We start from the raw sequence: 18911 nt of genomic DNA, 5'->3' as shown, positions 1-18911 counted from the left end.
CTATTTGCTCAGAACAATTACTTGGTCAGAGCTTCTTTTGCTTTTTCAACGAGAGTTGCAAATACAACTTTGTCGAATACAGCGATGTCGGCCAGGATCTTACGATCGATCTCGATAGAAGCCTTCTTCAGACCGTTGATGAAACGGCTGTAAGACAGACCATTCTGACGAGAAGCGGCGTTGATACGTGCAATCCACAGTTGACGGAATTGACGTTTCTTCTGACGACGGTCACGGTAAGCATACTGACCGGCTTTGATCACAGCCTGTACCGCTACGCGGTAAGTACGTGAACGGGCACCGTAGTAGCCTTTGGCGAGTTTCAGAATCTTCTTGTGACGGGCACGAGCGGTTACACCACGCTTAACTCTTGGCATTGTTCAATCTCCTCAATTAAGCGTATGGCAGTTGACGCGCGATTGCTGGAACGTCGACCTTGGCAACCAGACATTTAGCGCGCAGATGACGCTTACGCTTGGTGCTCTTCTTGGTCAGGATGTGACGCAGGTGGGCTTGCTTGCGCTTGAAACCATTGGCGGTTTTCTTAAAACGCTTCGCAACGCCACGGTCAGTTTTCATTTTTGGCATTACTTCTAACTCCGCATTGGGGGTTTATTAAAAAACGTAAGGCGAACGGCCGCTCTTTGCAGGGCGGCCGTTACTTTCAAAAGCCCTACTATTTCTTTTTGGGTGCCAGCACCATAATTGCTTGACGACCTTCCATTTTCGGGAAGGATTCGACAACCGCATACTCTTCCAAATCAGCCTTGATACGGTTCATCAGATCCATACCCAGGTTTTGGTGTGCCATTTCGCGACCCCGGAAACGCAGCGTAACTTTCGCTTTGTCACCGTCTTCAAGGAAACGAATCAGGTTGCGTAGTTTTACCTGATAGTCGTTTTCATCAGTTCCAGGACGGAATTTGATTTCCTTAACCTGAACCTGTTTTTGCTTTTTCTTCTGTTCTTTCTGGGCTTTAGCCTTGTCGAACAGGAATTTACCGTAGTCCATTATACGACATACGGGAGGCTCGGCATTGGGGCTGATCTCTACGAGATCAACGCCGGCTTCATCGGCCAACTCCTGAGCTTCACGGATACTGACAATACCGATGGATTCTCCATCCAATCCGGTTAAACGTACCTGTGGAACACCGGTGATTTCATCGTTGATACGGTTTGGGGCCGGCTGACGCCCTGCTTTTTTGATCTTTATGACCTATTCCTCCAACAGTTTTAGACTACGGTGCGAAATTTGTTCTTTTACGCTCGCGACGAAAGCATCGATGGACATCTTGCCCAAGTCTTTACCGTCACGGGTACGCACCGCGATTTCCCTGTTCTCCATTTCCTGGTCTCCCACGACCAATAGATAAGGGACACGCCTTAAGGTGTGCTCGCGTATTTTAAAGCCAATTTTCTCATTCCTCAAGTCTTGAGAAGCGCGAATACCTTGTTCTTTGAAGAATTTGACTAATTCTTCAACATAATCAGCTTGTTTGTCGGTGATGTTCATCACGACTGCTTGCACTGGAGCCAGCCATGCGGGGAAGCGTCCTGCATATTCTTCAATAAGAATACCGATAAAACGTTCCAAAGAGCCCAAAATGGCACGGTGGATCATCACCGGGGTCTGACGGGCGTTATCTTCGGCAACGTAAGTTGCACCCAGACGGCCTGGCAAGGCGTAGTCGAGCTGCACAGTACCACACTGCCATGCACGGTCGAGACAGTCATGCAAGGTGAACTCAATTTTTGGACCGTAGAAGGCACCTTCGCCCGGCAGAATTTCAAAGGCAATGCCGTTGGCATTAAGGGCTTCAATCAGCGCTGATTCGGCGCGGTCCCACATGGCATCGTCGCCGATACGCTTTTCAGGACGGGTAGACAGCTTCACCACGATGTTTTCGAAACCGAAAGTCGAGTAAGTGTCATACACCATTCTGATACAGGCACTCACCTCTTCCTGCACCTGTTCCTCGGTACAGAAGATATGGGCATCGTCCTGGGTAAAGCCGCGTACGCGCATCAGACCATGGAGCGAACCGGATGGTTCATTACGATGGCAGCAACCGAATTCGGCCATACGCAGTGGCAGATCGCGATAGGACTTGAGCCCCTGATTGAAGATTTGCACGTGGCCCGGGCAGTTCATCGGCTTGATGGCATACTCGCGGTTTTCACTGGCGGTGGTGAACATGGCTTCTGAGTACTTGTCCCAGTGGCCAGAGCGCTCCCACAGCACGCGGTCCATCATGAAAGGACCTTTCACTTCCTGATAATCGTACTCAGACAATTTGTGGCGGATAAAGGTTTCCAGCTCACGGAAAATGCTCCAGCCGTCGTTGTGCCAGAACACCATTCCAGGGGCTTCTTCCTGCATATGATACAGGTCGAGTTGCTTGCCAATTTTACGGTGGTCACGCTTGGCGGCTTCTTCGAGACGCGCCAGGTGAGTGTTCAGGGCTTTCTTATCACCCCAGGCAGTACCGTAAATGCGCTGCAGCATCTTGTTGTTGGAATCACCTCGCCAGTAGGCACCGGCAACACTCATCAGTTTGAAGTGATGGCAAAAACGCATGTTGGGCACGTGTGGGCCACGGCACATGTCAGTGTATTCTTCGTGATGATACAGAGCAGGCGTCGCGTCCTTGGCAATGTTTTCATCGAGAATCGCCATCTTGTAGCTTTCACCGCGACCTTCAAAGGTATCGCGGGCTTCCTGCCAGCTCACAACGCGTTTCACTACGTCATAATCGGTCTTGGCCAGCTCAAGCATGCGCTTTTCCAGCGCAGCTATGTCGTCGGCGGTCAGCTTGTGCTCGAGATCCACATCATAGTAGAAACCGTTGTCGATAACCGGACCAATGGCCATCTTGGTTTGTGGCCACAGCTGCTTGATGGCATGACCAAGCAAGTGGGCACAGGAGTGACGCAGAATCTCCAAACCTTCTTCATCACGGGCGGTGATGATAGACAGGCTGGCGTCGTCGTGGATGAGATCGCAGGCATCTTTCAGCTCGCCGTTCACACGGCCAGCGATACAGGCCTTGGCAAGGCCCGGGCCGATATCGGCAGCGACATCCATCGTGGAGACGGGGTTGGCAAACACACGTTGGCTGCCGTCAGGAAGCGTAATTACAGGCATGATATTTCCTTATCCAGTGGTGACCCACACCAAGGGCCACTTGGCATCAATAAAAAGAAACGCGCGGAGGGTAAGACAGTACAGGAGCCTTGAGCCTCATCCAGCGCGGCCAAATAGTGTATGCCATTGAGGTTTTTGATACAAGAAAGCGCCTTTTGCTTTGCCCGGTGAATTTGCCGGGCTACCCTAGTGCGAAAGAGGCTTGAAGAGACAGGGAATGACGAAATCTCACACTGACATGCCCCCACGCTGGGCACTTATCACTGGTGCAGCAAAACGTATCGGTGCCGCCATCGCAACGCAACTTCATCAGGATGGCTGGAATGTCTTTATCCACTGTCACCGCTCTGTTGATGACGCACAGCAACTTGCCGATTCGTTATGTCAAACCCGCGCGGGCTCGGCTAAAGTCATCTGTGCTGACCTTGCACAAGCTGGCAGCACAGAACATATAAAGCATCAGATAGTGCAATGCGGCGCCTCACTTGCACTGCTGGTAAATAATGCGTCCCGGTTTGACAAAGACCCTGCAACCCCAACCCTTGCCAACGCGCAAACTCTGATGGGCGTAAACTGCCTGCAACCCTATCTGCTGGCTATTTCCCTGGCGCCACTTTTGGCCTCAGCGCGGGGCAGTGTTATTAACCTTTGTGATATCCACGGGGAGCGGCCTCTTCGCCAGCATGGATTATACTCAATATCAAAGGCAGCACTTGCCATGGCAACATTGTCATTGGCACAGGAATTGGCACCCGCAGTGCGGGTCAATGGCATAGCCCCGGGTGCCATCCTCTGGCCCGAAACTGAGGGGGCCGAGCCACACAGGGTTCTTGCCCAAATCCCCCTCGCCCGTGCCGGTGCACCTTCGGATATCGCCAACCTGGTCAGCTATCTAGCCAATGCTGACTACATCAGCGGTCAGATTATCGCTGTTGACGGAGGGCGTAGTGCGACCGGCTATCTGGGAGCAGGCTGATGAAACTCAAGATACAAACCATTTGTTGCCCACATTGCGGACATCATCAACGCATCGAACTGGATGCGTCCGGTGGCGATCAGGAGTTCTATGATGATTGCCGTGTATGTTGCAACCCCATCCACATGCGGCTGCATGTGGATGATGCCAACCGTAAAATTGAGCTGTGGGTAGATGGGGATGACGAACAGCTTTACTGACGTGCGGCCAGTACCCGCTCAACGGTATCCACTATGGTTTGTGTCTGACTGTCTATTTCAATATTCAGCCGAGTGCCAGTGACTGCGTCTTTGAGGTTGGTGAGCCTAAGGGTTTCCGGAATAAGGTGCAGCATAAAGCCATCTTCAAACACCTCTCCCACAGTCAGACTGCATCCATTCACGGCGACGAACCCCTTGTAGAGGATGTACTTCATCCATTCTTTCGGCACACGCAAGCACAAATCTCTCTGCTCACCCACGTCTGTTACTCGCGCCACTACCGCCTGACAATGCACATGCCCCGACAGCAGATGACCACCGATTTCCTTACCAAAGGTTAAAGAGCGCTCAATATTAATCTGGTTACCCGGCGTTATCGTACCCAGGTTGGTTAATGTCAGGGTTTCTTCCATTACATCAAAAAAGACCCTATCATCCTCGACTCGGGTAACTGTCAAACAAACGCCATTGTTCGCGACACTTGCCCCCAGGGTGAGCCCTTCTCTTAATTCAGCTGGCAGACTCACCGCCAGGGTGTGCATTCCCTGGCGCTTTTCCAGTGCCACCAACTCGCAGGTGGCTTGCACGATACCAGTAAACATTCATTTTTCCTTTAAGGCGTTTTTTATGCTCAACGTGGGCTTTCAAGCCAAAAAACTCATTCAATTGGCCTTGCCGGTGCTGATAGCACAGGTTACCCAAACCATGATGGGATTTATTGATACCCTGATGGCCGGTCGTGTCAGCGCCGTTGATATGGCCGCTGTGGCGGTGGGCACCAGTCTGTGGTTGCCAGCCTTACTGTTTGTGCAGGGGCTATTGATGGCCTTTACGCCGGTTTTTTCTCAGCTTCATGGTGCTGATGACGAAGCCTCTATACGACCACTGGCATACCAGGCTGCATATATTGCCATAATTGGCGCTCTGGCTGTGATGCTGTTTCTCGGACTTTCGTCAGAAATCCTGACCCGGATGGATCTTGAACCCGACCTGCGCCGACTGTCTGAAGGATATCTCTTTGGTTTTCTCTGGGGGGTACCCGCCTTTGTGATATACCAGGTGCTCAGGGGCATGAGCGAAGGTATTTCCTATACCTTACCCACCATGGTCATTGGCTTTGTCGGGTTGGCGGTGAATATTCCGGCCAACTACATCTTCATCTACGGCCATTTCGGCATGCCAGCAATGGGCGGCGCAGGCTGTGGCGTGGCAACCGCCTTGGTATTTTGGGCCATGTTGATAGCTATGCTCATTTATATGGCATTTCACAAAAAGTTTGCCCTTGTTTCGCCCTTTAAGGCATTTGAGCGGCCCAAGGCATCGACCATGTGGCGCATGACCAAGCTGGGCTTCCCCATCGCCATGGCGCTGTTTTTTGAAGTGAGCCTGTTTGCCATCATCGCCCTGCTGCTCGCACCATTAGGGGCGAACGTGGTGGCCGGTCATCAAATAGCGCTCAATTTTTCATCCATCGTGTTTATGCTGCCGCTTTCTATCGGATTGGCTGTGTCAATTCGCATTGGTTACTATCTTGGCCGGGAGAAAGCCGACGTAGCAGCACTGGTGGCTAAGGTTGGCCTCGGCCTGGCGCTGTTTTTAGCGTCTATCACTGCGGTTATTACCGTGGTGTTCAGGGTTGAGATTGCCAAGCTCTACAATACCGACCCCAATGTGGTCGCACTGGCCTCCAGTTTGATGCTGATGGCGGCGCTCTATCAATTGTCTGACTCGGTACAGGTGGTGGCCGCCGGTGCCCTGCGTGGTTATAAAGATACCCGCAGCGCGTTTTACATTACCCTGGTTTCCTATTGGGCCATTGGTATGACGCTTGGCTATACCCTCGCCTACACCGATTTGTTGGTACCGGCCATGGGGGCACATGGGTTCTGGACCGGACTCATCGCCGGGCTAACCACCGCCGCGGCACTCTTTGCCATCCGATTGAGATACATTCAAAAAGCAGCGCCAAGTTTTCATTTTGTCCAATAAGCTTCTCATCAAGCCAACTCCTCCCTCGGTTTTCGGGAGGAGTTGCGCAGCAAATCGCCATTTGAGGTGGATAGCGGATATTTTTGCTTGCAAGTCAGTATTGGCCGAACTTAATATAGCGCTCGTTCGCTGCAATGCGACAATGCACCCGTAGCTCAGTTGGTTAGAGCACTACCTTGACATGGTAGGGGTCGGTGGTTCGAGTCCACTCGGGTGTACCACTCTATTCACAGAGTCTAAAAAGTGAAATTCAAACAATACACCCGTAGCTCAGCTGGTTAGAGCACTACCTTGACATGGTAGGGGTCGGTGGTTCGAGTCCACTCGGGTGTACCATTTTTTTCGCTATCCATCTGTTTACAAAGCAAATCTTCACTTAGATCACAAATACACTTCAGCTCCAGTCGTGCCACTTTATGCTGTTTTGGTGACAAATTCCGTTTTATACATCCTGAACGGAAGAACTCAAACAGAAGGCGATAAGTATCCGCTTTATCGACACGAAAAACCATCAATCGCGTGGTTTTTCACCTTTGTGCCAAATCGGTGCCAAACAAACTGTCACCGACTCAAACTTTTCTGGCTCAGAGTGACCCCTACCCGAGGGAGTCTGCGATTAAGTACTCCGCTTATCCTTAAAGATGCCCCAATGCATTTTTATTTACGGTGGTTAATTTACGGCGTGATGACTAAGCTCTGGCTTTGACAACGACAACAGGCCAAGGCATTCAACTTCACCATACCGAGGCCTTCTGAAGTTGAATAACGCCGCCAATATGGTGTTGACTATCAAAGCCCCGTAAGGCGTTGCTTACAACGGTATCTGCTGCAATACAGCCCTTGCAAAAGAATAAGGCCATTCGTTGCAAACCGTGCTTTGCATCTATCCGTTGTAAACTCACGCAGAGCAAGCACAAGACTTATTCGCACATTCCCTAAGGTCGCTGTTGAAAAGGAGTGATGTGAGATTATTTGGCTCAATAACTCTCAAAATTAGAAGTTTATCTCAGTATATTTCGCAAGTTTGAATTTTAGTTCATCAAGATATTCATGTTCAGGATAGCGCTCAACAAACTGCTCATAAACCGTTTTGGCTTGTCGTAGCAGGCCTTGCTCCAGTGACTGCATAATAAGCTGCACGTCATACTCCGGGTGCGAGAAATGCTTACTGATGGTATGCATAATCGCCAACTCACGGGCTTTATCTGCATCATCTGCCAAACGGTAAGCGTAAAAGCCATATAACGCCAGATAGTTGATATCGATGTTGTGATCGCTGCTTTGCAACGCGAGGTCAATCACTACAGGACCATTCTGGCGTGCTTGTGACAATAGTTGCATCGTGTTTTCATCGGTAAATGGATGCCTAGCTTTAACTGGTAAACCAAGCGCAAGTACCATCGCCTCTGCCGCTTTCGCCACTGAGCCGGGGTTTTGTGCCGTGATTAGATTGCCGTCAACGGCAACATACGGCAGCATCGGCGCATTCTGGACAAACTGAGCACCGTTCTTTACTAATCGATCTTGCAGTAGAAACGGAAACATCGCGATATGTTCACTGCTAAAAGCCTGCTCTTCAATATTAGTGAAACCATTTACCCATTTACCCGCCACAAAGTAGCGTCCATCCGGCAGTTTAATATCAGCAATTGCCGCCGGGCCATGACATACAGCCGTTATCACTTTATCGCTATATACGGCGTTTGTTAGTAGCTGCTGTGTCGCCGGATGGCTTGGCAAATCCAACATCGCGCCCGAGCCACCAACGATAAACACGCCATCATAGGGCTTAATATCAGCTTCAAATGTCGCCATTGTTTCTGCTAATTGCTCAGACGCCAGCGCTTTAAAACGCTGAATATAATCCAGAGAATCTTTATTGTTTTTGACTAGTACGGCACCGCCTTTCGGGCTGGCGATATCCAGCTTTACGCCGTTGTCATGCAGCACCAGATATGACTGTGCCAGCTCTTCCAAATCGTAACTAAGTTCGGGGTTTGCTTCTGTAGCGTAACTGGAAATCAGCATAAGCACGCGTTTCTCATCAGCCAGTGCCGCCTGACTAATAAGTAAAGCTGTACTGAATAGATAGGTTAACCATTTCATCGTATCACTCCTGTTAATTGACAGGCGCAGCTTAACTAAATGAACGTCGCAATATCGTGAAGGCTAACATGCCGAGTCAGTTCGACTTTACACCAATGATAATATTTGCGAATAACAGCCTCTTTGCAATGTTCAACGATAAATACACCCAGGTAAACTATAGGCAGCTGCGTTTGTGGATGAATGCCTTTTTGCGTGCTGTCCGCACAGGATAACAACTACTGATTGATTAAATGTGAACACATCCACTAAAGTTGCTGACAATGAATGAAATACCTTTACGGATCAGTTAATCGAGAATCATCCGTGACCCAAGGCAAGTACCTGTGCCCCACGTCATCCATTAACAAAGCCAGGTCATTCTCCAATTCTTGAGCTGTAGCAGCTATCAAACCCCGTAGGGAGTGGGTTACAGCAGTATCTGCTGCGTTACAGCTCTTAAAAAGGACTAAAGCCGTTCTCTGCTCTCTGTGCCTCGCTTCTATCCGTTGTAAACCAACGGAGGCCAAGCACGAGACTTATTCACACCTTCCTTAGATTAATTTGAAATTGTCAGACGAATTAAAGAGTTAATACTAAAAACTCCAGCAAACTTAATCCCCAACGGCTGAATTCCGCCTTCCAGATACACTTTGTGTTGGCGTGAAACCGCATCATCAACCAGGCCTTTGCCTTCTGGGTGATAAGCTCGTGAACGCCTTGTTAAGGTGTGAACAACGTAATATAAAGACGAGTGGCACTGAGCCGTAAACACTAAACGCAACGCATGGTAAAATGCCATGTGTTGCGAATCACTACTAAACAATCTGTCATGTTTCATTGTTCAAAACAACAAAACCATTTAGGTAGTTTTTATTATCATGCTTAAAACTTATTTCTAGTCTTACTTTACCTGTCTCAATTTTGCTCACTCGGTAACTACCTTTTGATATTACTAGGTTATCTGACGGAGGAGTGTGGATGGTAATATTTTCGGTTCCATTCATATTCCCACCAACACCATTAAGGTTTAGTTTGGAAATTATTAATTTTGGGCGCTTACAGGTACCGCTGTATTCTGTATCACACTCCTCTGGATGTAACGATATGCTTGTACTTATTTTGTCCCCCCAGTCTATGACTCGATAGTCAATTTTCTTAACACGCCATTCTTGACCATCAATTTCACCGGAAAGCTCCATTCTTTCAAAGTCATAGCAGTACTTTCTAACGGGCTCATTTTGGGATTTAAGCACTTCAAACAAGTTTTTAATCGTTGCTTTTGAATCTACTTTTTTAACACCATCGATATCAACAATCGAGGTCATTACTTTAAATTCTGGATAACAATAGCGCTTTATATTAACCAAAACACCGCCATCATCCTTACCTGCAATGGCAAAGCTTTCTATGTCAAGCTTTAAGTGTTTAAATATGTTTATTTGCTCAGGTTCTGCTAGCGTGGTTACTAGAGCGGTAAGATTATAACCTTGTTGAGACTCCCAATATTTTGTGGCCACTAAAACATCTTCAGTTGCTTTAGAACAACCAAATAAAGAAGCCAGCATAAAAAAATAGATTATTTCTTTCATAAAGTTCCTTTTAAATATTTTTATTAACTCAGAAATTCGAATAAGAAACATAACAATCGCAACATTCTCCATAACGATGCGGCTAAGTATATGTACATGCAGAAGCCGTTTTGAGAACTGCTTAGTATTCTTTGCCTGTTATTGATTATTCTTTGCTAAGCGTTGACGTAGCGATAGTACATGCAATAGCCATCATTAAACTAACACTTAATAAAAATGCACTAGCTCCGAGACGAGGCGGATAGTCTACCTTGGCTGACTTAAATTTTTGTCTTTATTAGCTTTCTAAAAAAAATATTTGTCAGCAGGCAAAGCAGTGTCAAGATAAGAAAAGCACTACTAAGCAGGCTATGAAAGTACAACTCATCCCAACGTTTTATTCTAGCTTGATGCGGGTTTTGTTCGGAAAAATATACGTCTACCACTTCGCCCAGCTGCCAACGCGGATAGCCAAGTGCCCGACCTTTTACCCTGTAGCTGGTACCCGCATACTGAAACTCGGCTACCGGCTGTAAATCAGTTGATGACGCCTGACCATTAACAGAAGTAGACAGGCGGGCCTTACTACCAAAGCCAATTACGGTGGCAGGCGTAACGGTTAAGCCTGCTGTAAAAGAGGACTCTTGCAAATAAAAATAGCCGGTTGCCAGACACAACAACATCACCACGACAACTGCAGGTATATATTTAACACTCATGACGCTACTCCTAAATACAGTGCTGGTAGCCCCAGAACAATAAACAGACAAGCCATCACAGGGTTATTCGCCCTAGCCAGCCTAGCTTTATCCTCATGTCCTGGTATAAACAATATGTCCACCTGCTCACCTTCTTCCATTATTTTGCGGTAATAGGAGGTGTTGGATTTTATCTCGTATCGTACGTTGTGCATGCTAAATTCAAAGTAAGGCCGGTACAGGGTTCTTACTCTGCTATCGCGATCTTTTCTTTGATATTCATCAACCCGGGTTATCCTACCTTGTATTTTTTCAGCCTTGTACAAATACCAAAAGTAGTCACACAGCATGCAGACACCAAGTAGCAAAAAGACTGAGCCAATAAAGAGCAACATCAGGTTCATATATAGATCCAAAAAGCAATTATCATGATTTCTTGGTGGCAAATCGCCAGACTCAAATTAACAGCCTAGTTGTCGGTAAAATGTGAAGCGAATAACTGGAATGAATCGCTACTAGCCTCCCAGACACCTCTTAGTTAGATAAACTAACTCACAGAAAGTTGCTTATGAGTGCCAATACACTTTTTCCTATGCATAAGCCGGTTTTACATAAACCGCCTCTTCAACCTTTAGCGAGCTCTGCTGCAAATAGCTCTGCTTTACCAACAGAGAACGAGGCCGTGCTTATTACTCCCTGCTTTATCTCGTAGACACACAGCATCTCAACCTGGCCCTTGCCTTCAGGAAAATTCCGTGTGATAAGCTCATGATCTACTACAATATTATTCATAACGATGCGGCTAAGTAGATGTGCATGCAGATCTGGCTCAGCAAACCGAATAGCAATACGCTGGCGCATTTCTTCATGGCCGCAGGCTATTTGTTCACCATGCAGGTTGAACTGCCTGGCATCTTTGGCATAGGTGCTTAACCAACCGGCAATGTCTTTGCGGTTGTAAAAATCCAGTTGACGCTGCACTATCGCGATACAATTATCCATTAGTTTCCTTTATTCCATTATCGCGTTTAATTGTTAACTCTTCGGTGTGCAAAGATACAATCCTTATTTTTTTAACGCGGTTTGGTTGTACAAAAGCACACTTAGCTGTCCATCTGTTTCAGTAAAGCTGACTTCCACGTTTTGCATTGACTTGGGCTGTTGCAAGTTGCCTTGTGCTATACAAAATGGTGGGAGCAGGCCAATCAGCACCAATAAAAAAGACACATAGATTTTCATCTTCGTCTTCCATTTAATATTCAATATCAAGCTAGCACGTTAAATATCAAGATTCCGAGAAAGTCTCACTAACCATTGGTACAAATATCAAAACCAGCCGGGCAGGTTTTCGGCGTAAAATCGCTGGTCCATTGCCTGAATTCGGCCATGCTGAACTGACGCCAGCCGCGGATATCTACCAGCGTTTTTACATCGAGTCTTAGCTCGTCTAGCGCCTGAACAAAGCGCACCATATCGTGGTAAATGCGTGGCTTAGCAGTTTTTAACTCGGTGACATAGTGATCTTCTGCCAGCACAATACCGGCAGCAGGTATATACGCCAGCAAATAATGTTGTGCATGAGCAGTGGCAATATCAAACAGCTTCAGATCACCCAGCGTGAATGCTGCACGCTCAGGGATTAACAACAGCCTATCCGGCTGCGCAGCTGTGGCATGTTTTAAAATTGTTTCTTGGTGCTTTTCAGCAACGACCAGTGTTGCCCCTAATGCCAAAGCATTGTCTAGCCCACGCACGTTAGCATTATGATGATGGGTAACGACAAAGTACTTTAGCGGCTTATCTTGCAATGACAGCTTTTTAATTTCGGCAAAATTATCAGCCAGTGTCTCTGCTGCGCCCATAGCGATGTAATGATCGACTTGTTCAATAAATACTGTCAGTGTCCGGCCTTTACCGGCCTGATAAACGCCAGTGCTAAGCTTTTTCGCAGTAAATTCTGAGCCATCAATGGTTTCACCCCAGGGCGTAAAATTCGCATACCCGCTAAAGGCCGCTGTTAAATCTGGGTCAAGTGTCAAGTCACGGTGCACTGAGCTTTGCCGCAGCTGGCCATTAACGAAGAAATTCATATCACGGGCAAAAGCCACTTTAGTCGCTGTGTTGTGATTGGAAAATACATACAACATGTCGCCTGCTCGCGGGTGCTGGCGCAAAATTTTATGGATGAGTCCGGAAGTTTTATCAACAAAGTAGGTGTAGCGCTCACCGGATGCGTGCTGCAACATTAACTTTTGCTGCACCCGGCCACGAAAATACTCATCTCCAAGGTACTCCAGCTCTGCCGTCAGACTGGCCAAGCGCCTGGCTTGCAGCGCATCGCTGCTGCGCTCTAATGATGCACCTAAACGGTCAAAGTTTGCCCAGCTTTCTTCTGAGTATTTTTCATGCAGAATGTCGTACATAATGGTGCTATCGCCCTGCTGCACCCACTTTTCCAAATCCAGCGTGCTGCGCGGCACCCGATATGATAATAAGCTCTTGCGCCGGTTTTTATAGTCGATAGTCAGCTCTTCGTTGATACGCCATAACTCAGGCACATCAGGTGATTCCCCTTCACCGGGCCAGGGCCCTTTGTTGTAATCGACGACTTTAATGCTGTTCGCCTGCAGTAGAACATTACCACCATAGGCCATAATCATTTTGTCGACTATCGACGATACGTGTTCGTTCGATTCAATGTAAGCCGCTGCATTATGTTCTACGGCGAAACCAGAGAATGTCACTAGCTTGAATACCAGACAGCCACCGACCAAATAAGTTAATAGTTTCATCCGCGTTTATCCTGTTATGTCATAGCTAAAAACTAGCAAAGCAAATGTCGTGAAATTGTGAAAAATCAAAAGTCATTCAACGCAAACAAAATCTTCACACTGGGCAGAGTATACTTTGATACCTCAGCAGACCTTAAAATCAATGTTTTAAGGATACTCAGGCGACATCTCTATCTAAAAGAAGGATTTTAGTGTGCAGCAACTTATCTGGGTTATCGATTCCCCCTACTCACGGGCGATAAAGTGGCTATTGTTACGCCACGACATTGCCCATGACGATTATCTGTTGACGTGGCAAACGCTGAAGACAGACCCGGTATTGCGCCTGTGCAACCCGAAACAGCAAGTCCCTACTCTGATTGAAGGTGGCATTTCCAGCTATGATTCACTGTTAATTGCGCAGCAAATCTTACCTTTTCATTGGCATCAGACCACGGATGCCAAAATTTTCCGTTTGGGTGATGCCGACTTTGAAAAAGCGATCATCTTTTTCTTTAGAGCAAACTTACTGGCAGAGAAGTTTGGCGCAAGTGAGCAAAGTACACTGCTGTTCGACGCAGGACGGCAGTGCTATTGTAGTAGTGTTGATATGCTGTTTGACCACTTATTTCCTCAACTGGCAAACGCTATACAAGACATTGAGCTTAATATTGGTGTAGTACTGGCATTTTCCACCATTTTGGCCTGTCGCGCCCAGGCGCAGCATGCGGATATTGCTAACTACCGGATGACACAGCTGCGTAGCTTGTCAGATCGTCTTGCAGCAGATACCAGCTATCAGCGGATGATAAAGCAATACCTGAGTTGCGCTGACTGCGAATTACCCTTTTTAATATACTGAACGGTACTTTCACACTGATTACACAAAATCGTTGTTATTGTTTGTTAGTCGATAAATTACAACCCATGGTGACGTCTTATGTGTTTTATTTTACCGTGATCATTAAACTCCAATGAAAAAATGTTTACAGCGGTATATTCAATTGGTTTGTCCATATGACCAGGCTGACCTTTTGCATGTTCTTTAAACTTAACGAAGGCGACATTGCGGCCAACCATTATTTCCAAAATATCGATGTTGCTGAAGTATATTTTGTCTTTTAGTTTTGAGACCAGTCCAGACCGTAACTCCTCTTTACTGGTAACGGTGACATTAAATTTAATATGTTCGTCCTTAAAGTCATCAGCTAAAAATGACAGGAAGTGGTCAATGTCTTGTTCATTCGAGTTGGGTTGTTGCCGTTGGTTTTTTGCTTCGATAAATTGTTGTGTTAAACCTTTTAACTCTGATTCCGTTAGTGGATTGGCTGCGAGTGCAGACGTAAAGATCACATAAAAAAATAGAATTGAAAGTACATTTTTCATTATCTTCTCCCTGGTTGTATAACGCCTTGGTTACGACGGTAATTGAGAAGAGCAAGAATGCTCTAAGATTTGATAAGCAAAAAACATGCTTGTGGCACGTAATAGCTACCCGTTAACCAACTTGTCATATGTAAAAGTTTGACTGTGCACCTATAAAACAAATCAATGACACCGACACTACAATTAAAGGTATTCTGAACCAATATCTGTACGCTAAAAACAAATAGCCAGCGCTGAATACAACTGGTATAGAAGAAAACCATACTGACCCTTTAATAAAATCAACATGATTTAAGGCTAAGGGGATATACATAAAAGCAAAAAGAATAAGACCAAGACTATGACTTAAATTGAAACCTATCCAGGCTTCCCACATTGTCGTTTCTGTAGTGATTTTTGGTGATGTGCTTTTCATACCATCGAGCACGGATAAATCGTAAACAGAGAACTTATCAGTTAAGAGTATATAAACAATGTGCACAACACCCAAAACACCAAGAACGGATGCACCGACAATGAGTAATATTTGATACACGGCAATTCCTCTCTATTGATCCACATATTACAAGGTGTAAGCACGGGATAACACCTGCCGTGGTTTAGAGTTCAACTCTAGCCCGTTATATGTCGTGATTGTGTGAAGCGCCCTACTGCCGACAAAATCTTCACACTGTCTTTGGTAGCTTTCACAACAGAGACACAGGAGTCGAAGTTATGAAAGCCATTATCAGTATTTTAATCAGTGCCACCTTAATATTAAGCGGTTGCACTGGCGCCCATCTGGATATATTTCCCGAGTTGGAAAATCCAGCGCTTATGCAGCAGAAAATTGCGCCTGAATTATTACATCAGGATATTGATGCCCTGGTCGCCGGGGCAAAATTGCGCCACCCGGATTTTGCCGGCTATGCCGATGAAATAGCGCTATATCAACAGGTGGCTGCAGTTAAAGCCAACATCACTGCACCGATGACCCGGGTAGAATTTTTCCGTCATATCGGCCAACTATCGCATCTGTTTCAAGATGGCCACAGCTTTTTAATCTGGCCCTATCAGGAGCTGAACGCGCTGCGCGAACAAGGTGCTAAGCCTTTTCCATTTTTAGTTAAGCTAAGTAACAACGGCGTGTTCGTTGCAAAACAATATAAATCCGCCGAGAAGCAATTACCCGCTGGTGCTCAGCTAATCAGTATTAACGGCGTGCCGGTTACCGATATTTTTGCCAATACTCAGCGCTATGTCGGTGGCGAAACCGCTGTGTTACGTCAGGCTTTTGTTGCTGAACGTCTGCCATTTTTACTCTGGGCTGTGTACGGTTTTATCAATCAGTTCGGCGTCGAATTTGTCCATCAGGGCAAAACACAACGCCTGTTTGTCGATAACAAACACAACTGGCAGGTGGCAGAAAATCAACCGCAAATGACTGATGAGCTGTCATACCGCCAATTGAATGCAGCCACCGGATACTTAAATGTGCCCAGCTTTGATGTAGAACCAGGGGCGTTTTCTGACCAGCTAACAGCCGCTTTTAGCCAGATTGCCAAAGACAACATCAGCGCGCTGATTATTGATATCAGGCATAACACTGGCGGTAACACCGATACGGCTACTGAGCTGGCCAGCTATATCGCCAATAAACCGTTTCGGTTGGTGTCGCAGATGACTGAGAAGCTGAACGCAGACAATCGCGGCCTGTTTGGGTATAAAGGTGACATGGGTGAGATTATCACCACCGAGTGGCATGACTACGTTAAGCCAAACAGCTCGGCTCAACATTTCGACGGCCAGGTGGTCGTGCTCATTGGCCCGGTAACCTATTCGGCGGCGATTGTGTTTGCCACCACAGTGCAAGATAACCAATTTGGCTTGCTCGTGGGGCAAGCAACTGGCGGGTTTGCTAACCAAACTGCGCAGGGTAACTTGTTTAATTTACCTCACTCAAAGTTAAGGGCTTATGTGGCAACCCGTTTGTTGGTAAGGCCGAGCGGTAACAGCATGGTTAGTGCAGTAATACCGGATCTGACTGTCGCAGATAAGCTGCAGGATCAACAAAACGGTATAGACACAACATTGCAGCAGGTCTTACAGCATCTGAGTACGACGGATAACCATGCTAAGCTGCAATAGGCCATACGCATCCTAAATACAACAGAGAGCAAGCGTCATGACAATATTGTCGGTACTGGTGATTGAAGACACCCCGGAGATTGGCCGCGAGGTATGTGACTTTCTTAGTGCTCAGGGCATGCAGGTAGATTATGCGGCCACCGGCAATCTGGGACTGTCATTAACACAGCAACAACATTACGATGTGATTGTGCTGGATGTAATGCTGCCAGATATCAATGGTGTTACGGTGTGTAAAACACTGAAGCAAAGTTGCGATCCGGTACCGGCAGTGTTAATGCTGACAGCACGTGACAGCATCGCCGATAAAAGCCTTGGCTTTGATGCCGGTGCCGATGATTACCTCACCAAACCGTTTGACCTGACCGAATTATTGCTGCGTTGCCAGGCGTTAGCACGCCGCCATCAGCTGCATCAGTCACAAACTATTGTGATTGGTGAACTAGCCGTAAACGAAAAGCAGCAACTGGCGGAGCGCCAGGGGCAAAGCCTGAAACTTAGCAGCACGGACTTTGCCATTCTGCTGCTATTGGTACAGGCTTACCCGAATGCGGTTAGCCGCCAACAGCTGGTGAACAAAATATGGGGTGACGAAGCGCCGGACAGCGATGTTGTCCGCTCGCATATTTACACCCTGCGCCAGGCATTGGATAAACCCTTTGCCACACCAATGCTGGCAACCTTGCACGGCATCGGTTTTAAACTGCAGGTACAAGGCTAAGTATGTTGACGTCCCATAGTTTGAAGACCAGCTTACAGCGCAGCATAGTGGTATTTAGCCTGCTGTTAGCCCTGTGCTTTATGCTATTGATGCTCGGCTACGCCTGGGTCGTTGAAGATAATGTGTTTAACCGCCTGGTTACGGCTGAAGCTGAGCATATTAGCCGGCAATATAAGCAAACCGGCAATGTTATTGCTCCCAGTCAGCCGTTTATGACACTGCATGCCGGCTGGCATGCGATGCCCGATGAGATCCATCAATTGCATAGGCTGGAACCAGAGCGGGTAGAGTTTCCTAATGGCAGCGGCGGTACTTTACACCTGCAAACTATAGCGCTGGGTAACACAGAATGGGTACTTTCAGCAGATGTTAGCGGCTTTGAAGTGACCCGTGATTATCTGCCCAAACTACTACCCTATCTGGCATTTGCTCTAGTGCTGGTATTGACGTTGGCTTACCTGTTATCGCGCTATTTAGCCGTGAAAATAACCCAGCCATTACAATACATCACCAATAAAGTGCAGCAACATAAGTCAGAAACCTTCTTACAGCTTAAAAGCGAACTTCCGGCTAATGAGATAGGTTATTTAGGACAAACAATTCAGCTCTACATTAACCAGTTACAAACTACACTGGCGCGTGAAACCGACTTTACCCGTGATATCAGCCATGAACTACGTACTCCGGCAACCGTGCTGAAAATGGTGTTAAACCGCTTGGAACCTGCTGTTGAGCTTGATAAGGATTCATTAGTCAAACTTAAACACGCTGCCCAGCAGATGGAACAAACCATTCACGCGCTGCTGGCACTGGCCAGAGAAGAATCACTGCAACAACAAGATCTTTGTCTATTGGAAGAGATTGAATGTTGCCTGGTGAACAATCCCGCATTAATGCGCCAGCACGAATTGCAATTACAATTGCAAATTTCGGCAAATTACCGCATCAAAGCAAATAAAAATTTACTGCATATTTTGTTGAATAATATCATCAATAACGCGCTGACCCATGGTAGTGCAAGACAGATCAAGATAAGCTTAACCGGCGATACCCTCACTATTGCCAACCCAATGGAAGATGAGTGTCCTGATAATCTGTTTGTTCCAGGTGTAAAACGTGACAGCAGTTCAGGTATCGGTCAGGGCCTGCATATCGTGAACCGGATATGTCAGCGCAACCAATGGCAGTTAACCTCTCGTCAGCATGAAAACTGGTTTTACCTCGGCATTGAATTTTAAG

21 protein-coding genes and 2 tRNA genes are annotated in these 18911 nt (G+C 46.9%); 9 read left to right on the top strand and 14 right to left on the bottom strand.

The window, feature by feature from the left end:
• Nucleotides 1-17: 17 nt before the first annotated feature.
• The 4 genes from rplT to thrS form a co-directional block, all read right to left on the bottom strand.
• On the bottom strand, nucleotides 18-377 hold the full coding sequence (rplT, locus tag K0H63_RS09895) for a 50S ribosomal protein L20 (RefSeq protein ID WP_011759881.1): 360 nt from the start codon (nucleotides 375-377) through the stop codon (nucleotides 18-20).
• Nucleotides 378-393: 16 nt separating this feature from the next.
• Nucleotides 394-588: a 50S ribosomal protein L35 gene (rpmI, locus tag K0H63_RS09890; RefSeq protein WP_011759880.1), complete on the bottom strand. Its 195-nt coding sequence runs from the start codon at nucleotides 586-588 to the stop codon at nucleotides 394-396.
• 88 nt (nucleotides 589-676) lie between these two features.
• Nucleotides 677-1216 carry a translation initiation factor IF-3 gene (gene infC / locus K0H63_RS09885; RefSeq protein WP_041409771.1) on the bottom strand — a complete coding sequence of 180 codons (540 nt, stop codon included), beginning with the start codon at nucleotides 1214-1216 and terminating at the stop codon, nucleotides 677-679.
• A 3-nt stretch (nucleotides 1217-1219) separates the two neighbouring features.
• Complete coding sequence (gene thrS, locus K0H63_RS09880) at nucleotides 1220-3148, bottom strand: threonine--tRNA ligase (protein WP_220064547.1); 1929 nt, start codon at nucleotides 3146-3148, stop codon at nucleotides 1220-1222.
• Between the two features lie 217 nt (nucleotides 3149-3365).
• Between thrS and K0H63_RS09875 the strand changes: the two genes are divergently transcribed.
• Together K0H63_RS09875 and K0H63_RS09870 are read left to right on the top strand one after the other, a co-directional pair.
• Complete coding sequence (locus K0H63_RS09875; protein ID WP_220064546.1) at nucleotides 3366-4124, top strand: SDR family oxidoreductase; 759 nt, start codon at nucleotides 3366-3368, stop codon at nucleotides 4122-4124.
• Complete coding sequence (locus tag K0H63_RS09870) at nucleotides 4124-4324, top strand: CPXCG motif-containing cysteine-rich protein (protein ID WP_220064545.1); 201 nt, start codon at nucleotides 4124-4126, stop codon at nucleotides 4322-4324. Before K0H63_RS09875 ends, K0H63_RS09870 begins: the two co-directional genes overlap by 1 nt.
• On the opposite strand, the gene K0H63_RS09865 is transcribed toward K0H63_RS09870, so the two are convergent.
• The gene (locus K0H63_RS09865; RefSeq protein ID WP_220064544.1) at nucleotides 4318-4926 is read right to left on the bottom strand and encodes a riboflavin synthase subunit alpha; all 609 of its coding nucleotides are present in this window, start codon (nucleotides 4924-4926) and stop codon (nucleotides 4318-4320) included. The two genes, K0H63_RS09870 and K0H63_RS09865, sit on opposite strands and share 7 nt — an antisense overlap.
• A gap of 25 nt (nucleotides 4927-4951) precedes the next feature.
• On the opposite strand from K0H63_RS09865, the gene K0H63_RS09860 reads away from it, so the two are divergent.
• The 3 genes from K0H63_RS09860 (at nucleotide 4952) to K0H63_RS09850 (ending at nucleotide 6649) form a co-directional block, all read left to right on the top strand.
• Complete coding sequence (locus K0H63_RS09860; protein ID WP_220064543.1) at nucleotides 4952-6313, top strand: MATE family efflux transporter; 1362 nt, start codon at nucleotides 4952-4954, stop codon at nucleotides 6311-6313.
• Nucleotides 6314-6457: 144 nt separating this feature from the next.
• Nucleotides 6458-6534 (top strand) — tRNA-Val (locus tag K0H63_RS09855).
• Nucleotides 6535-6572: 38 nt separating this feature from the next.
• Nucleotides 6573-6649: transfer RNA gene (locus tag K0H63_RS09850), tRNA-Val, on the top strand.
• A gap of 657 nt (nucleotides 6650-7306) precedes the next feature.
• Here the strand turns inward: K0H63_RS09850 and K0H63_RS09845 are convergent.
• The 7 genes from K0H63_RS09845 to K0H63_RS09815 all read right to left on the bottom strand — a co-directional run bounded on the left by K0H63_RS09845 (nucleotide 7307) and on the right by K0H63_RS09815 (nucleotide 13459).
• On the bottom strand, nucleotides 7307-8419 hold the full coding sequence (locus tag K0H63_RS09845) for a type 1 glutamine amidotransferase domain-containing protein (RefSeq protein WP_220064542.1): 1113 nt from the start codon (nucleotides 8417-8419) through the stop codon (nucleotides 7307-7309).
• 809 nt (nucleotides 8420-9228) lie between these two features.
• Entirely contained in the window at nucleotides 9229-9990 is a 762-nt protein-coding gene (locus K0H63_RS09840) for a hypothetical protein (protein WP_220064541.1), read from the bottom strand.
• 260 nt (nucleotides 9991-10250) lie between these two features.
• The gene (locus K0H63_RS09835; protein ID WP_220064540.1) at nucleotides 10251-10688 is read right to left on the bottom strand and encodes a DUF3592 domain-containing protein; all 438 of its coding nucleotides are present in this window, start codon (nucleotides 10686-10688) and stop codon (nucleotides 10251-10253) included.
• Nucleotides 10685-11071: a DUF3592 domain-containing protein gene (locus tag K0H63_RS09830; RefSeq protein WP_220064539.1), complete on the bottom strand. Its 387-nt coding sequence runs from the start codon at nucleotides 11069-11071 to the stop codon at nucleotides 10685-10687. Before K0H63_RS09830 ends, K0H63_RS09835 begins: the two co-directional genes overlap by 4 nt.
• Nucleotides 11072-11291: 220 nt before the next feature.
• Nucleotides 11292-11669 carry a nuclear transport factor 2 family protein gene (locus K0H63_RS09825; protein ID WP_220064538.1) on the bottom strand — a complete coding sequence of 126 codons (378 nt, stop codon included), beginning with the start codon at nucleotides 11667-11669 and terminating at the stop codon, nucleotides 11292-11294.
• Between the two features lie 63 nt (nucleotides 11670-11732).
• Nucleotides 11733-11906, bottom strand: coding sequence for a hypothetical protein (locus tag K0H63_RS09820; RefSeq protein WP_220064537.1), 174 nt, complete (start codon nucleotides 11904-11906; stop codon nucleotides 11733-11735).
• A 68-nt stretch (nucleotides 11907-11974) separates the two neighbouring features.
• A complete protein-coding gene (locus K0H63_RS09815) occupies nucleotides 11975-13459 on the bottom strand; it encodes an MBL fold metallo-hydrolase (RefSeq protein ID WP_220064536.1) in 1485 nt (494 codons plus the stop codon).
• 193 nt (nucleotides 13460-13652) lie between these two features.
• Between K0H63_RS09815 and K0H63_RS09810 the strand changes: the two genes are divergently transcribed.
• Nucleotides 13653-14300 carry a glutathione S-transferase N-terminal domain-containing protein gene (locus K0H63_RS09810; protein WP_220064535.1) on the top strand — a complete coding sequence of 216 codons (648 nt, stop codon included), beginning with the start codon at nucleotides 13653-13655 and terminating at the stop codon, nucleotides 14298-14300.
• Nucleotides 14301-14356: 56 nt separating this feature from the next.
• Here the strand turns inward: K0H63_RS09810 and K0H63_RS09805 are convergent, their stop codons facing one another.
• Together K0H63_RS09805 and K0H63_RS09800 are read right to left on the bottom strand one after the other, a co-directional pair.
• A complete protein-coding gene (locus tag K0H63_RS09805; RefSeq protein WP_220064534.1) occupies nucleotides 14357-14824 on the bottom strand; it encodes a nuclear transport factor 2-like protein in 468 nt (155 codons plus the stop codon).
• A 124-nt stretch (nucleotides 14825-14948) separates the two neighbouring features.
• Complete coding sequence (locus K0H63_RS09800) at nucleotides 14949-15359, bottom strand: LIC_13387 family protein (RefSeq protein WP_220064533.1); 411 nt, start codon at nucleotides 15357-15359, stop codon at nucleotides 14949-14951.
• 179 nt (nucleotides 15360-15538) lie between these two features.
• Between K0H63_RS09800 and K0H63_RS09795 the strand changes: the two genes are divergently transcribed.
• From K0H63_RS09795 to K0H63_RS09785, 3 genes are read left to right on the top strand one after another with little or no spacing between them, the layout of a single operon-like run.
• The gene (locus tag K0H63_RS09795) at nucleotides 15539-16951 is read left to right on the top strand and encodes a S41 family peptidase (RefSeq protein ID WP_220064532.1); all 1413 of its coding nucleotides are present in this window, start codon (nucleotides 15539-15541) and stop codon (nucleotides 16949-16951) included.
• Nucleotides 16952-16988: 37 nt separating this feature from the next.
• Nucleotides 16989-17672, top strand: coding sequence for a response regulator transcription factor (locus K0H63_RS09790; protein WP_220064531.1), 684 nt, complete (start codon nucleotides 16989-16991; stop codon nucleotides 17670-17672).
• 2 nt (nucleotides 17673-17674) lie between these two features.
• Nucleotides 17675-18910, top strand: a complete 1236-nt coding sequence (locus tag K0H63_RS09785; RefSeq protein WP_220064530.1) for a sensor histidine kinase — start codon at nucleotides 17675-17677, stop codon at nucleotides 18908-18910.
• Nucleotide 18911 lies beyond the last annotated feature (1 nt).

The organism is Shewanella zhangzhouensis (genome assembly GCF_019457615.1).
GTDB lineage: Bacteria > Pseudomonadota > Gammaproteobacteria > Enterobacterales > Shewanellaceae > Shewanella > Shewanella zhangzhouensis.
This window is presented reverse-complemented; position numbering and strand designations above follow the sequence as displayed.